Genomic DNA, 14118 nt, shown 5'->3' with positions numbered 1-14118 from the left:
CTTTGATGCTGGAATGCTTGCCTTATTGATACGCTTGGGACTGCGCTTCGAAGACCGGATCGAGGAGCGACGGTTTGTCGACCAATACATCCGCGGCAGCCTCGGATGGACGCAGATCGCGATGCTGCTCGGCGCCGCCACTTATGCCGGCTACACGCTGTGGGATTGGGTGCTCTACCCCGAGGTGGTCCCGACCACGCTCGCCATCCGTGGCGGTACGGCTCTGTTCATTCTGCTGCCGCTGACCGCGCTGCTGTCACGGCGATGGATGAAGCCGTGGGCGGAGCCGATCTTCCTCGTCTATTGCGTCATTCCCGGCTGCATTCTGCCGAGCATCTACCTGGTCCTGCCGTCGGGCTTCACCTTCGCCGCGCCCGGCATGATGATGATCATCCTGTTCGTCTCGACCATGCTGCCATTGCGGATCGGCTCGCTGGCGATCTTCTGCCTGCTGTCCTGGGTGGCACTGATCGTCGCCGAGACGTTCGCGCCGACGCTGCCGATGGGCCTGCGATTCATCAATCACTCCCTCGTCGGCAACGCTTATGCGCTATCGCTCTATGCCGTCGCGGCGCGCGAGTATCGGGCACGAAAGCAGTTCCGGACGTCCGAGGCGCTGCAACGGGAAAAGGAGCGTTCGGAGAAATCGCTGCGCGATCTGCGCGCGACCCAGGAGCACCTCGTGCAGGCCGAAAAACTCGCCTCGCTCGGTCAATTGGTGGCAGGTGTCGCGCACGAGGTCAGCACCCCGCTCGGCCTGGCGCTGACGACCTCGACGACCATGCAGACCGATCTGCAGGCAATGGCGGAAGCCTTGAACGGAACGTCGGTGCGGCGATCCGATCTCACCAAGGGAATTGACCGGCTCAGGCAGGGGCTCGAGCTGACCTTCGACAATCTGCACCGCGCATCCGAAATGGTGCACAGCTTCAGGCAGGTCGCAGTCAACCAGGCCGACGAGGACCGGCGCACGTTCGAACTCAGGGACTGGCTGTCGGAGTTGATGTCGAGGCTCGGGCCGTTGCTGTCGCACCATTCCCTGGCGGTCGATGTCCAGTGCCCGGCGGGAATCAGGCTCAACAGCTACCCCGGCGCGCTGGCGCAGGTGATCAGCAATCTCGCACTCAATACGGCCGGGCACGCCTATCCCGACAAGAGAGGCGGCAGGTTTGCGATCACGGTCAGCCAGCCCGAACCGAAATCGGTCCGCCTCGTCTGCACCGATGACGGCGTCGGCATTCCCGACGAATTGCAGGCGCACGTCTTCGACCCCTTCGTCACGACGGGGCGCGAGCGGGGCAATGCCGGCCTCGGCCTGCACATCGCGTTCAATCTGGTGGCGTCATCGCTCAACGGGCGCCTGCGGCTCGAGAGCAAGACCGGTCCGGGCACTCAGATCGCCATCGAGATTCCGGTCGAAGCGTGACGGTGACGGGCCGTTCAAGCTCGTCACCAACGAGAATTGGCGAGAATGGGCGCACAATAATTGCGCAGGACCCGGTAGAACTACCGGGAAACACGCGGGCCGAGGCCGTATTCCCTCGCATCGTCTGCAGTGACGTAACACGCACGTAACCGTATTCGAGTTTGCGGCACCGGCGAGCCGCCGGCTTTAACCTCATTCCAAATACCCGAAGCCTAGCGTGTTCCCCCGAAGACCGACCGTCGCAGGGAGCAACGTTGCTGGCCGCTCGCGCACATAAGGGTTTGTTGGCGGGGTTCGCGCAGGAGGGACAGCCACCTCCCATGCGCCGGATCGGCTCGACGCGTCCGGTCAAGATCCTGATGCTGTGCGGCGGATTCCTGATCGCGCTCGTCATTTGCACCATCGCGCTCATCCTGTCCAACCTGCGCTATCACGCGATCGAGGAGAGCAAGCAGCAGCTGCTTGCAACCGCCACCGTGCTGGCCAATCAGGCGGCGCGCGATTTCGACGCCGCCAATCTGATCGAGGCGAGCCTGATCGAGCACATGCAGACGCTCGCGGTCGTGTCCGACGAGGTTTACGCGCGCGCCATGGCGAGCCGCGACATCCAGCTCATGCTGGAAGACAAGATCGGCGGCTTCCCGCATATCGAAGCCGTGATGCTGGTCGGCGCCGACGGCAAGGTGATCAACTCGTCGGTGGCGTGGCCGACCCCACCCCTCAATGTCGCGGATCGGGATTACTTCCAGGCGCTCAAGACCGATCCCGCCCTGAGCACGAAGCTGGGCCGGCTGGAGCAGGATCCGCGCAGCGGCGCCTGGACGATCCCGCTGGCCCGGAAATTCATGGGATCCGACGGAGAATTCCTTGGCCTCGTGGTCGGCACCATCAAGTCTCAATATTTCGAGGAGCTGTACCGGACGCTGGTCCGCGGCCCCGATGAATCCATCACTCTGCTTCGCCAGGACGGCACGATGCTGGCGAGCTATCCGCATGCCGATACCGCGATCCCCAACTCCCCGTCCGAGGGCCGGCTGAACGAGATCACGCGATCCGGCGGCGGCGTGGTCCGGTGGCGCGACGGGGCCAGCGGCTCCGAGCGCCTGATCGCGGCCGCGCACCTTGCCGGCCTTCCGGTGCTGCTGACCACCAGCACCACGGTGTCCGCCGCACTGGCAGGCTGGTGGACCGAGGCCCTGTTCCTGATCGGGCTCACGATCGTGCTGGTCGTCGCCATCGGCGGCACCGGAGCCGTCGTCGTCCAGTATTTCCGCAAGCAGAGCATCCAGCTCGACGCCACGCTGAACAATCAGTCGCAGGGCGTGTGCATGTACGATGCGCACCACCGCCTGATCGTGTGCAATGACCGCTACGCGGAGATGTTTCATCTCCCCGGCGAGCTCACGCGGCCTGGGACCACGCTGCGGCAGATCTTCGACCATCAGATCTCGCAAGGCCTCCATTCCCAAAGCGGCGCCGAGAACCATATCCGCGGGCTGATGACCATCGTGACGGCCAACAAGCCGGCGAGCATCGTCGCGGAGCTGTCGGACGGACGTGCCGTCGTGATCGTATTCCGGCCGGTGCCGGGCGGCGGCTTCGTGATGACGGTCGAGGACATCACCGAGCAGAAGCGCGCGGAGAAGCGGATCGCGCATATCGCACATCACGATGCGCTGACAGGCCTGCACAACCGCGCCTCGTTCTCCGAATATCTCGCGACGACGGTGGACGAGGCGATCCGGGCCGGCGAGACGTTCGCAATCCTGTGCCTCGATCTCGACCGCTTCAAGGAGATCAACGACCTGCATGGCCATCTCGTCGGTGACGCCTTGCTGCGCGAGGTGGCGCGGCGCCTGCAAGAGGTCGCAGGGGACGTCTTTCTGGCACGGGTCGGCGGCGACGAGTTCATCGTGGTCCTGCTCGGCGAAGCGCAGGCCGAGGCGGCTGGTCAGCTGGCGGAGCGGCTGCGGACGGCCCTCGTCGGCGACATCGAGCTTGCCGGCCGGCAGGTGCGCATCGGATTGAGCGTCGGCATCGCGTGCGCGCCGGCCGACGGAAACGACCCGACCACGCTGCTGGCCAATGCCGACATCGCGCTCTACCGCGCCAAGGCGGAAGGACGCAACGCGATCCGTTTCTTCGAACCGGAGATGGGGGCGCAGCTGCGCGACCGCAGCGAGTTGCAGCACGATCTTCAGTCTGCCGTCGCGAATGGCGAGTTGCGCCTCGATTACCAGCCCCTGGTGCGGATCTGCGGCGAGATCGTCGGCTTCGAAGCATTGGTCCGCTGGCATCACCCCCGTCGCGGCCTCGTCCCGCCCGGCACCTTCATTCCGCTCGCCGAAGAGAGCGGGCTGATCGTCGCGATGGGAGAATGGATCCTGCGCGAAGCCTGCCGCGAGGCCGCGTCCTGGCCGAACGAATTGAAGATTTCCGTCAACCTGTCGCCGGTACAGTGCCGCAACGACGACATCGTGCGCCTCGTCCACGAGACCCTGATCACCAGCGGATTGCGTCCGCACCGGCTCGAGCTCGAGATCACGGAAGGCGTGCTGATCGACGACTTCTCAGGCGCGGTCTCGATCCTGCGCAGGCTCAAGGCGCTCGGCGTGCGCATCGCGCTCGACGATTTCGGCACCGGCTATTCGTCGATGTCCTATCTCCAGGCCTTCCCCTTCGACATGATCAAGATCGACCGCAGCTTCATTTCGAACCTCGATCACGCGCAATCGAAGGCGATCCTGCGCGGCGTCATCGGGCTGGCGCGCGGGCTCGAGCTTCCGGTCACCGCGGAGGGCGTGGAGACGCAGGCTCAGCTCGACGTGCTCTCCCACGCAGGCTGCGACTATGCACAGGGCTTCCTGATCGGACGGCCGGCCGCGATCAGGCAATACGCGCGGATCGTCGGCCGGCCGGACCGCTTCGATCGGCCCGAGGCCTGGGCCAGTCTTGCATCCACGGCTTCAGCGGACGGCATGATCGATCCGCTCCAGATACGATTTGTCGATCTCCAACGAAGGGCTGGAACATGACCATCAGGATGATCCTGGCCGCGGCGGCGCTGAGCATCGCGGCCCAGGCGGCGACGGCCGAGGAGCTCACCGGCGTACTGGACAAGATACGGCGCACCGGCACCATTTCGCTCGGCCACCGCGAATCGTCGATCCCGTTCTCGTACTACGACGAGAACGAAAAGGTCGTCGGTTACGCCATGGACCTCTGCTACGTCGCCGTCGACGCAGTGAAGGCGCGGCTCGGCCTGCCGAAGCTCGACGTCAAGCTCGTGCCGGTCACGCCATCGGGCCGCATTCCGTCGGTCCTCAGCGGAGCGATCGATCTCGAATGCGGAACGACCACCAACAATCTCGAGCGGCAGAAGGTGGTGTCGTTCTCGACGACCTATTTCGTCGCCGCGAACCGCTTCGCCGCCAGGGCGGCCGCCAAGCTCCGGACGCTGGATGACCTCAAGGGCAAGGTCGTCGTATCCACCATCGGATCCACCAACATCAAGCAGATCAGCGACCTCAACGGACGGCAGAACCTCAATCTCACGATCCTCGCCGCGAAGGACAATGGCGAAGCATTCCGGATGCTGGAGTCAAACCGCGCCGATGCCTTCGTGATGGACGACATCCTGCTCTACAGCCGGGTGGCGGATTCGGCGAATCCCGGCGACTACACCGTGTCTGACGAGGCGCTGTCGATCGAGCCGTACGGCATCATGATGCGCCGTGACGATCCGGCGCTCAAGAAGGTGGTCGACGACGCGATCGCCGCCGTCTATCGCAGCGGCGAGATCGAAAAGATCTATGCCAAATGGTTCCAGGCTCCGACGCTGCCGAAGGGCATCAATCTCAACGTTCCGATGAGCGCACCGCTCAAACGCGCGATCGAGAATCTGATCGACAGTGGCGATCCCGACGCCTATCGGGCAGGCGGCACGCACTAAGGCCGAGGACCAGACGTTGCGCTCCGGCCACGACAGGCCGGAGCGCCCTGGCACGTCTGGACCTGGGGTCAGCGAACTGCACGCCAGCTTGGACTGCTGTCCTCGGGATCAACGGCCATGACCGGTCAGTCCGGGCCGCGGCGCCCGCTTTCAATGTTTCATCTGCTCGAACACCACGATCACGCCGGTCGGCTCGGGCTCGTGCGCCATCAGGCGCGTCAGGTCCGAATCGCTCCAATCGGCGAGACTGACCACTTCGCCGCTCTGGCGGTCTGCTCCGAGTGACGGGGTGGGTTCGAGCACCTTGAGGCCCATCTCGTCGACGAAGAAGGTGTGCTCCCCGAACATGCTGTTGAGCTGCGGCATCGCGGGATGCTCGTCGGGCAGCACCTGGGCGCCGAGTTGATGAATGGTCTGCTTCACCTGTTCGGTTGTTAGCTTCATGCGCTGCTCCGTTATTGTCGTGTCCGGGTTCATCGGCTTGGGCCAGAGCGGGCGTTCCCTGCGCCTGTGCCGCCTGGCTCAGACTCCCGAACGAGTGCTGCGCACAAATGTTCCTTCGAAATGCATTTCGTGATCATGCGTTGCATCTGCCGCGCTTGCGGCACGAGATCGCCACACGATGCACACGATCCGGTGCGGACGGCACCAATCGTCGGCTTCAGTAACCTGCTACTCGCTCCGGTTCTCGCCGACCGACAGCGCGCAGATGCGCGACAGATATGTGTAGGGCAGTCCGGTCTCCGCCGCCCAGGCGTTGAACTGCGCCTGCACCTTGGCGAGGTCGCCCTTGGACTTGACCTCTTCGGCGATGTCGAGGCCGGCATCGCGCAGGCACACGACGACGTCCTTGGAGGTGACGAAACCGTCCCAGCCGACGATGCGCAGCAGCATCTGGCCGGTGTTGCCGCCCAGTCGGCTGCCGCGCTTGGTGAGCAGATCGAGCAGGCCGACCTCGTTCGACGGCGGCCACTTCGCCAGAAACTTGCCGAAGCTGCCGTGCTCCTTCGCAATCTCCTGCACGAAGTCGGCGTTGTCGCGCACCGACATGATCTTGGCGCCGTTGCGCACGATGCGCGCATCGCGCAGCAAGTCTTCCCAATAGTCCTCGGGCTGGAAGCTCAGCTTGGCCGGCTGGAAATGCAGGAAGGCGTCTTCAAAGCCGTCCCATTTCGCATCGATCACGCTCCAGGCAAAGCCGGCGCAAAACACCCGCCTGGTCATCTCGGCGAGGATGCGGTCGTCGCCGAGCCTGGCCAGACGCTTCAGGTCGGGCTTGTCGGGCATCAGCTTGTCCAGCGCCTTGGGGCCGCCCTTGCGCTTCTCAGCGCGGGCACGAATGGTCTTGAAGGAGGTCATGTGGACACAGGTGTTGAGGGCAGGCCACGACACCAGAATTCGGCGATCCGGTCCAGCCCTCGCGTTGCCGGCCCCCTTGCGCTCAGCGGCGCGCCGCAGCATGCTGTCGCTCGTTGGATTGACGCGAAGGAGCGGCCGGGCTGGTCTGCTTCTTGCTTTATGCCGTTTTGGAATTCCCTGACATTTTTGATCTCTCGCCGACGGATTTTCCATGCGTTGCCTGGTCGTGGCCGACCTGCACTACTCGCTGCCGCAGCTCGACTGGCTGGTCAGCGCGGCGCCGCAATTCGACCTCTTGATCTTCGCCGGCGATGCGCTCGACATCGGCTCGATGGTGGATTTTCGCGCGCAGATCGTGGTGGTGAAGAAATACCTCGCGCTGCTCGCGGCAAGGACCCGCGTGATCCTCTGCTCCGGCAATCACGACCTCGACGAGCGCAATGCGGAGGGCGAAAAGATCTCGCGCTGGATCTCGGAGGTGCGCGAGCTCGGCGTTGCCTGCGACGGCGACAGCCTCACCATCGGCGACATCCTGTTCACGGTGTGCCCGTGGTGGGACGGGCCGCTGGTCAAGCAGCGCCTCGTCGAGCAGTTGCGCGATGCCGCCGCCGGCCGGCCGCAGCGCTGGATCTGGGCGCATCATGCGCCGCCGGCGGATTCACCGACGAGCTGGGGCGGCAAGCGCTTCTTCGGCGATGTCGAGCTGGTGCAGTGGATCATGCAGTATCAGCCGTCGATGGTGATCTCGGGCCATGTGCATCAATCGCCCTTCATCACCAATGGATCGTGGTTCGACCGGCTGGGACAGACCTGGGTCTTCAACACCGGCCTGCAACCCGGTCGCCCCCCGACCTACATCGTGCTGGATTTCGATGCGGACAAGGCGTTCTGGCTGGCGGCCGGCGCAGCGCAGTGGATCGACCTCGCCGCGCCGCTGAAGCGGCCCGCCGCACCGATCGAGGCGCCGCCCGACTGGCTCACATTCTTGGATCAGATTGCCGATCCGAGCCTGGCGAGACCTCAAGCGGCGGCAGGTTGATCATGCTCTGCAGCACCTCGCCGACCATGGCCAGGTGCGTGCCGTGGCCGGCATATTGCCGCTTGAGATCGGCAAGATAGGTGTTGGCGACGTTGAGCCGCTGCGCCAGCATCTTTGCGATCAGCAACGCGATGCCCGGCTCCTGCTTGAGGAACGAGGCGGCGTCCTCGAACTCATAGACGACGGCATCGGAGCAGGCCCGCACGGTTGCGGTGTGCGGCAGGCCCAGGAGCACGGACATTTCGCCGAGAATCGCGCCGGGCTCTGTGACGGTGGCGACCACCATCTCGCCCTTGAGCACCTCGAGCTTGCCTTGCATCAGCACGTAGAGATGGCCGCTGGTGCCACCCTCGGTGACGACGAGCGTGCCGGCTGCAACCTGTCGTTCCGTTCCGCCGGTGCAATAATCCAGGACTGCGCGCATCTTGCGAAAGCTCCCATCGCTGGGGATACCCCACCCGATACTAGAGCACGATCCGTGCCACGCGGCAAATCAACGCGCCCTAGCCGAGACCGCCTGCCAGCGGCTTGGACATCACTGCCAATCTTGCGGCCGAAAACGAACAGCTCGTTTCCCCGTGCCGGACGTCACACCCGCGAGAGCGAGGGCACCTCTTCGGGCAGGATGGCCTGCAGGCCGCCAAAGCGGCGCTCGCGGTTGTGGAAAGCGGCGAGTGCGTCAGCGAGATCGCCCGCCTCGAATTCGGGCCACATCCGCTCGGTGAAGTGCAGCTCGGCATAGGCGCCTTCCCAGAGCAGGAAGTCCGACAGCCGCTTCTCGCCCGAGGTGCGGATGATGAGATCGACGTCGCGAAGGCCGGCCTCGCCGGTGACGAGCTGCGAGAACGCTTCGCGGGTGAGGCTGGTCAGCGCCGCTGCTTTGGCCGCCGCGTTGAGGATGGCATCGCGCGCGGAATAATCGACGGCGATACGCAGATGCAGCGTGCTGCCGCGGGCGGTCGCCTCCTCAGCGCGCGCGGTCGCGTTGGCGATGCCGTCAGGCAACCGGTCGCGGCGGCCGATCACGGTGAGACGCACGCCGTTCCTGACGAGGCTCTGCACTTCGTTGGCAAGATAGAAGCGCAGCAGGGTCATCAGCGCGGCGACCTCGGCCTTCGGCCGCCGCCAATTGTCGGTGGAGAACGCATAGAGCGTCAGCGTGCCGATGCCCTGCTTGGGTGCCGCCTCGACGATGCGGCGGATGGTCTCGACGCCGGCCTCGTGGCCGCGCACGCGCGACAGGCCGCGCCGCGTGGCCCATCTGCCGTTGCCGTCCATGATGATGCCGACATGAAGCTTCTCGTTGCGGGACGTGATTTCACTTTGCATTGCAAAGTCTCCGGTCAAAAAAGGGGGATCAGGTCGAGACGATACCGAGGCGGCCGAGCGGCGGCGCCTCGCGGCCGGCGGCTTTTGCCGCGTCGCGCACCAGGCGTTCGAGCACGGCGAGATAGTCGAGGAAGCGACGGCGACCGGCCCTGGTCAGGCGGCAGGTGGTATGCGGACGATTGCCCTCATAGCCCTTGGTCACCTCGACGAGGCCGGCTTCCTGGAGCACCGCCAGATGCCGGCTGAGATTGCCGTCGGTCAGGCCGCAGAGCTGCTTGAGGTCGGCGAACGCCAGACCCTTGGGATGCGCCATCAGCGAGGTCAGGAGCCCGAGCCTCGCTTTCTCGTGGATCACGCGGTCGAGCCCTTCATAGGAAAAGGGTGCGCTGTCAGTCTTCGACATCGTTGTCTCCGGACGCGAAATACAGAATGCCCGCCATCACCGACTGCCCGATCACGAAAGGCAGCCCCATGGTCCATGGCGACAGCGTATGGGTTTGGCTCGCGAGCACCACGACCGCGAAGCCCGAAACGAAATACCAGGCCCCGGCGAGCGCGACGGTGCGCGGCAGCGAACGGACCGAGGCGAAGATGCCGAGCGACACCAGGATCTGCCACAGCCCCGGCAACAGCCACAGCGTCTCGCTCGCGAACTTCCACATCACCACCGCGAGCAGCACGCCGGCAACGCCGGCAGGCAGAAACTGCTCGACCGCCTGGTGGATCATGGCATCGGCAAGACCGGAATGATGACGACGCGAGCGCGCGCGCATCTCGATCCCGATCATCAGGCCGGACAGCACGGCGGCGATGAGCCAGCCGAGGAAGAAGCCGACCGGCTCGCTGGTCGGATCACCAAGCAGCCAGAATTGCAGGATCGCGGTGATCAGCGCGACGGCGCCCGTTGCCGCAATCGTGGCCGGGCCATAGCCGCGAAACGCGGTGCCTGCCGCGATCTGGCTGCGGATCGCCACGATGTCGGCCAGTGCCTTGTCGAGATCGCGCATCGGCAACGCCAAAACCTCGCTCCGCCCGGGTTTGCAAGGGCGAACGCCCTCCTACTTTGCATTGCAAAGTATATAGGATCGCAAAGTAATGGCAAGCCTGAAAGTCGCGGCAGGGGATTCGATCCGCGCGAACAACTGCCGGTTGCGCAGCACCCGTCCCCGCAGATAAGATGCGTGCAAAAGCGTTCGGGGGGCTGGCATGTGGCTTAAGTCGTTGATCGTTGCGTCTGTGTTGCAGGTGGGCGTCGGCGCGGCGAACGCGGCGGGGCCGTTCGGCTCCGTCAATGTCGGCAACTGGATCGGCGGCGCCTTCAGCAACGACGAAACGGGCGCCTTCTCGCATTGTGCGGCGACGACGCCCTACGCCAACGGCGTCATTCTCGTGGTGGGCTACAATGCCGCCGGCACCTGGTCGCTGGCCTTTGCGAGTCCCAGCTACCGCTTCAAACAGGGCGAGAACGCCGCAATCGACGTCATCTTCGACGGCCAGGAGCAGGCAAGGCTGTTTGCCACCGCCAATCAGCCGAACATGCTCACGGCCGTCATGCCCGCCAATGTCGTGCGAACGTTTCAGAAGGCCAGCCTGATGGTCGCGACGAGCGGCCGCACGGTCTTGAATTTCGACCTGACCTCGACCGGACCCGTGATCGCGGCCCTGTCCAATTGCGTCACCAGGGTGAAAGCCGACGGGCTGAGCAAGGCGGGCGATTTTACCAAGGGTGCAGCCAAGCCGGCGGCTACGGCGGAGAAGCAGGCGTCGCCGCCGGCCGGCAGCAAAGTTGCCAGGGCCAAGAGCGGCACCGGCTTCGTGGTCAGCGCGAACGGGCACATCGTCACCAACAACCATGTGATCGACGGCTGCGTCGGCGACATCAAGGGCAACCTCACCGGCGAGGCCTCGATGGTGCTGCGCGTCGTATCGAGCGATGCGAACAACGATCTCGCTCTCTTGCAGGCGCCGTCGACGACGACATTCAAGGACTTTGCGCGCATCCGCGACCGTTCGATCCGCTCCGGCGATGCTGTCATCGCAATCGGCTTTCCCTTCCATGGCCTTCTAAGCTCGGATTTCACCGTGACCACCGGGATCGTCAGCTCGCTCAGCGGCATGCGCAACGATTCGCGTTTCCTGCAGATCAGTGCACCCATACAGCCCGGCAACAGCGGCGGGCCGCTGTTCGACACCACCGGTCAGATCGTGGGCGTGGTCACCGGAAAGATCCCGGCATTGCGTATCGCCGCTGCCACCGGCAACATTCCTGAAAACATCAACTTCGCCATCAAGACCGGCGTGCTGCGCGACTTCCTCGACAACTCCGTGGTGTCCTATCAGACCGCCGAGCCGAAGAGCGAACTCAAGACCACCGACATCGCCGGCAACGCCCGGCCCTATACGATGCTGATCTCGTGCAACGCGACGGAGCAGGCGGACGCGAAGCGGTGAAGGCGGGTACTGTCCGCGCCTTATCTCCGACGTCGTCCTGGCGAAAGCCAGGACCCATTACCCCAAGAAGGGGTTTGGCGAAGATTGGTCGTTCGGTACGACAACCGAGCGCCATCGATAGATTCCGCGGCATGGGTCCTGGCTTTCGCCAGGACGACATCGCGAAACGAGCCGCCCCCCTCACCCGTGGCAGCACGCCGCCTTCGCCGCCTGCGGCTCGTACTGGTCGCGCAGGCGCACCCAGTCCATCGGATAGGGCAGGCCGTCCTCGTGACGGCCGAGCGGGGTGAGATCGAGATATTGATAGGCGGCGTTCATCATGTCGAGGCCGCGGGCGAAGCAGGAATAGGTGTGGAAGATCTCGCCGGCCTCGTTGCGGTAGAACACGCTGATGCCGGGCAACTCGGGGCCGTAGATCGGCGTGGTCCCGAAATTGTACATCGGCTTGCCGGTCGCGATCTCGTCCGGCGAGAACGTCACGCCGTAGTCGCGGTTGAAATCGTTGTCGCCTGAGGAGACCCAGTCGAAGGTCCAGCCCATCCGCTTCTTGAAGGCCTCGAGCTTTGCGCTCGGTGCCAGCGAGACCGCGGCCATGGACGTGTCGCGCGCGGCCAGATGCGGCACCATGCGCTCGAACCCGTCGGCCCAGAACGAACAGCTCTTGCAGGCGGCGTCCCAGTCGGGCGCGAACATCACGTGCTGGACGACGAGCTGCGGGCGGCCCTTGAAGAGGTCGGACAGCGTGACCTCGCCGTTCGGCCCGGTGAAGACGTAGGTCGTGTCCACCTTCACCCAGGGGAGCTGGCGGCGCTCGTCGGCAAGCCGCTCGCGGGCCTGCGTCAACTCCTTCTCATGCGCCAGAAGGGTCTTGCGCGCCGCAATCCATTGCTCGCGCGAAACGATCGGATGTTGCTGCATGGCATCCTCCTTTGGAATTCAGGCGACGAAGGCATCGAGCTTGTCGAGGAACGAGCTCCAGCCGCGCAGGTGATTGTCGCGCGCGGTCTCGTCGGCGAACTGGGCGTGGTGGAACACCATCAGGGTGCCTGCACTGTCCGGCTTCAACGAGATCGTGACCAGCGATTCGCGCTCCGGCGTCGAATGCCAGGCCCAGGTGAAGACCAGGCGCTCGTTCGGTACAACCTCGCGATAGATGCCGCCGGCCTCGAAATATTCGCCGTCCTCGCGAGTGAAGCTGATGCGAAAGCGGCCGCCAGCGCGGACGTCGAGCTCGGCTTGCAGCGTCGCCGGCTTCATGTTCGGCGGCCCGAACCATTGCACTAGCTGCTCGGCTTGCGTCCAGGCGGCGAAGACTTTTTCCGGCCGCGCGCGGAGCCGGCGCGTGAGCGTGAGGCTTGGACGCTCGGCGCTGCGGGAATCGGCGTTGACGGCTGTGCTGGCCATGTCTCTTCCTCCACAAAGGCGGCAAGACGGTCGAACTTGTCGGACCAGAACTGGGCGTAGCGATTGAGCCAGTTCATCGCCTGTTCCATCGGCTGCGCGGTGAGCCGGCAGGAGACCGTGCGCCCGGTCTTCTCGCGCACGATCAGGCCAGCATCCGTGAGCACATCGAGATGCTTCATGATCGCCGGCAGCGACACCGGAAACGGCGCGGCCAGCTCGCTCACCGACAGGCCGTCCTGTTCGCCGAGGCGCGCGAGCAATGCGCGCCGCGTCGGATCGGAGAGCGCCGCAAAGGTCCGGTCCAGTGCCTCGTCCTGATACTTAACCATATGGTTTAGTATAGGCGCAAGCAAAAATGCGTCAAGCAGGAACCCGCGCCCGCGGGTCTGCACGACTGCGTGATCAGGCGGACGCGAGCGAGAGGCGCCGCTAATTGGGCGGAGCGCGCCGGGTTCGCAGAGCCGGCTGAGGTGGCGCTCGCGTGACCAGGGCAGGATTCTGACCGCAAAAGCCCTTGCGGCCGGAGGCGCTCAGCAGACACTGCTCGCGGGTTTGATAGGAGCAGTCGCCGGGATAGCCGTATTCCGAATCCTGGATGCACCACGCGTAGTCCGCGCGCGCCGGGCCCCCGCCAGCGAGCCATACGATGACTATGGTGCCCAGCACAAATTGCGCCCTGCGCATGACCGATCTCCATGTTCGCCGCGCGACATGCGACCTCACAGAGAGAAAGGCTGGCGGAGCCAGTTTATTCCAGAGCGGTCGCGCGAAAATGCGCCGCTCCGGGTTGCGCGCGGCTAGTAAGGCGCGACGGGCCGCGTGCGCCGCGGCTGGCGAGGCGGCACCTGCTGCTGGCCGTACGCAAAGAGAGGATTACGGCCGCAATACAGCAAGCGGCCGGAGACGCTGGCCAGGCACTGCTCATAGGTGCTGTAGGCGCATTCGCCGGGATAGTCGTATTCACCGCCCTGGGCGCACCAGGGATAATCGCGTGCCGCCGCCGGCGTGGTGGTGACGAAGCCGGCAAGGACCGTCGCGCACAGCGTCAGCAGTGCCAATTGCGTCTTGCGCATGATCCGAACTCCATTGCTCACGGCGCGAGCTACGCGCCATCTATCATCAGGTTTCGCCGCAGCGTTTTATTCCAGATCAACGAAA

General features: G+C 64.7%; 16 protein-coding genes. 5 read left to right on the top strand and 11 right to left on the bottom strand.

The window, feature by feature from the left end; genetic code table 11:
• Positions 1 to 13 precede the first annotated feature (13 nt).
• From ACVJ19_RS14295 to ACVJ19_RS14285, 3 genes are all read left to right on the top strand, one after another.
• On the top strand, positions 14 to 1426 hold the full coding sequence (locus ACVJ19_RS14295) for a sensor histidine kinase (protein WP_453948590.1): 1413 nt from the start codon (positions 14 to 16) through the stop codon (positions 1424 to 1426).
• A 320-nt stretch (positions 1427 to 1746) separates the two neighbouring features.
• Positions 1747 to 4461, top strand: a complete 2715-nt coding sequence (locus ACVJ19_RS14290; RefSeq protein WP_453948591.1) for a bifunctional diguanylate cyclase/phosphodiesterase — start codon at positions 1747 to 1749, stop codon at positions 4459 to 4461.
• Positions 4458 to 5378 carry an amino acid ABC transporter substrate-binding protein gene (locus ACVJ19_RS14285; protein WP_453948592.1) on the top strand — a complete coding sequence of 307 codons (921 nt, stop codon included), beginning with the start codon at positions 4458 to 4460 and terminating at the stop codon, positions 5376 to 5378. The genes ACVJ19_RS14290 and ACVJ19_RS14285 overlap by 4 nt, the downstream gene beginning before the upstream one ends.
• A 150-nt stretch (positions 5379 to 5528) precedes the next feature.
• On the opposite strand, the gene ACVJ19_RS14280 is transcribed toward ACVJ19_RS14285, so the two are convergent.
• Both ACVJ19_RS14280 and ACVJ19_RS14275 read right to left on the bottom strand, forming a co-directional pair.
• Positions 5529 to 5822, bottom strand: coding sequence for a hypothetical protein (locus ACVJ19_RS14280; RefSeq protein WP_453948593.1), 294 nt, complete (start codon positions 5820 to 5822; stop codon positions 5529 to 5531).
• Between the two features lie 228 nt (positions 5823 to 6050).
• Positions 6051 to 6737, bottom strand: a complete 687-nt coding sequence (locus ACVJ19_RS14275; protein WP_453955093.1) for a DNA-3-methyladenine glycosylase I — start codon at positions 6735 to 6737, stop codon at positions 6051 to 6053.
• Positions 6738 to 6948: 211 nt separating this feature from the next.
• On the opposite strand from ACVJ19_RS14275, the gene ACVJ19_RS14270 reads away from it, so the two are divergent.
• Complete coding sequence (locus ACVJ19_RS14270) at positions 6949 to 7776, top strand: metallophosphoesterase family protein (RefSeq protein ID WP_453948594.1); 828 nt, start codon at positions 6949 to 6951, stop codon at positions 7774 to 7776.
• Here ACVJ19_RS14270 and ACVJ19_RS14265 read toward each other — a convergent pair.
• The 4 genes from ACVJ19_RS14265 to ACVJ19_RS14250 form a co-directional block, all read right to left on the bottom strand.
• Positions 7715 to 8200: a Crp/Fnr family transcriptional regulator gene (locus tag ACVJ19_RS14265; RefSeq protein ID WP_453948595.1), complete on the bottom strand. Its 486-nt coding sequence runs from the start codon at positions 8198 to 8200 to the stop codon at positions 7715 to 7717. The genes ACVJ19_RS14270 and ACVJ19_RS14265 overlap by 62 nt on opposite strands.
• A 164-nt stretch (positions 8201 to 8364) precedes the next feature.
• On the bottom strand, positions 8365 to 9105 hold the full coding sequence (locus ACVJ19_RS14260; RefSeq protein ID WP_453948596.1) for a di-trans,poly-cis-decaprenylcistransferase: 741 nt from the start codon (positions 9103 to 9105) through the stop codon (positions 8365 to 8367).
• Between the two features lie 28 nt (positions 9106 to 9133).
• Positions 9134 to 9508 carry a winged helix-turn-helix domain-containing protein gene (locus ACVJ19_RS14255; protein ID WP_177234870.1) on the bottom strand — a complete coding sequence of 125 codons (375 nt, stop codon included), beginning with the start codon at positions 9506 to 9508 and terminating at the stop codon, positions 9134 to 9136.
• Positions 9495 to 10112, bottom strand: coding sequence for a hypothetical protein (locus ACVJ19_RS14250; protein ID WP_453948597.1), 618 nt, complete (start codon positions 10110 to 10112; stop codon positions 9495 to 9497). Before ACVJ19_RS14250 ends, ACVJ19_RS14255 begins: the two co-directional genes overlap by 14 nt.
• Positions 10113 to 10311: 199 nt before the next feature.
• Here ACVJ19_RS14250 and ACVJ19_RS14245 point away from each other — a divergent pair, with 199 nt between their 5' ends.
• A complete protein-coding gene (locus ACVJ19_RS14245) occupies positions 10312 to 11556 on the top strand; it encodes a S1C family serine protease (protein WP_453948598.1) in 1245 nt (414 codons plus the stop codon).
• A gap of 180 nt (positions 11557 to 11736) precedes the next feature.
• On the opposite strand, the gene ACVJ19_RS14240 is transcribed toward ACVJ19_RS14245, so the two are convergent.
• The 5 genes from ACVJ19_RS14240 to ACVJ19_RS14220 all read right to left on the bottom strand — a co-directional run bounded on the left by ACVJ19_RS14240 (position 11737) and on the right by ACVJ19_RS14220 (position 14033).
• Positions 11737 to 12474 (bottom strand): DUF899 domain-containing protein, encoded by a 738-nt coding sequence (locus ACVJ19_RS14240; protein WP_453948599.1) that lies wholly within the window; start codon positions 12472 to 12474, stop codon positions 11737 to 11739.
• Between the two features lie 18 nt (positions 12475 to 12492).
• Positions 12493 to 12837 (bottom strand): SRPBCC family protein, encoded by a 345-nt coding sequence (locus tag ACVJ19_RS14235; RefSeq protein WP_453948600.1) that lies wholly within the window; start codon positions 12835 to 12837, stop codon positions 12493 to 12495.
• Positions 12837 to 13289 (bottom strand): ArsR/SmtB family transcription factor, encoded by a 453-nt coding sequence (locus ACVJ19_RS14230; protein ID WP_453948601.1) that lies wholly within the window; start codon positions 13287 to 13289, stop codon positions 12837 to 12839. The genes ACVJ19_RS14235 and ACVJ19_RS14230 overlap by 1 nt, the downstream gene beginning before the upstream one ends.
• Positions 13290 to 13389: 100 nt before the next feature.
• Positions 13390 to 13644 (bottom strand): DUF3551 domain-containing protein, encoded by a 255-nt coding sequence (locus tag ACVJ19_RS14225; protein WP_453948602.1) that lies wholly within the window; start codon positions 13642 to 13644, stop codon positions 13390 to 13392.
• Positions 13645 to 13757: 113 nt separating this feature from the next.
• Positions 13758 to 14033 carry a DUF3551 domain-containing protein gene (locus ACVJ19_RS14220; protein ID WP_453948603.1) on the bottom strand — a complete coding sequence of 92 codons (276 nt, stop codon included), beginning with the start codon at positions 14031 to 14033 and terminating at the stop codon, positions 13758 to 13760.
• Positions 14034 to 14118: the final 85 nt, after the last annotated feature.

Source organism: Bradyrhizobium sp. USDA 376 (assembly GCF_054063675.1).
This window is presented reverse-complemented; position numbering and strand designations above follow the sequence as displayed.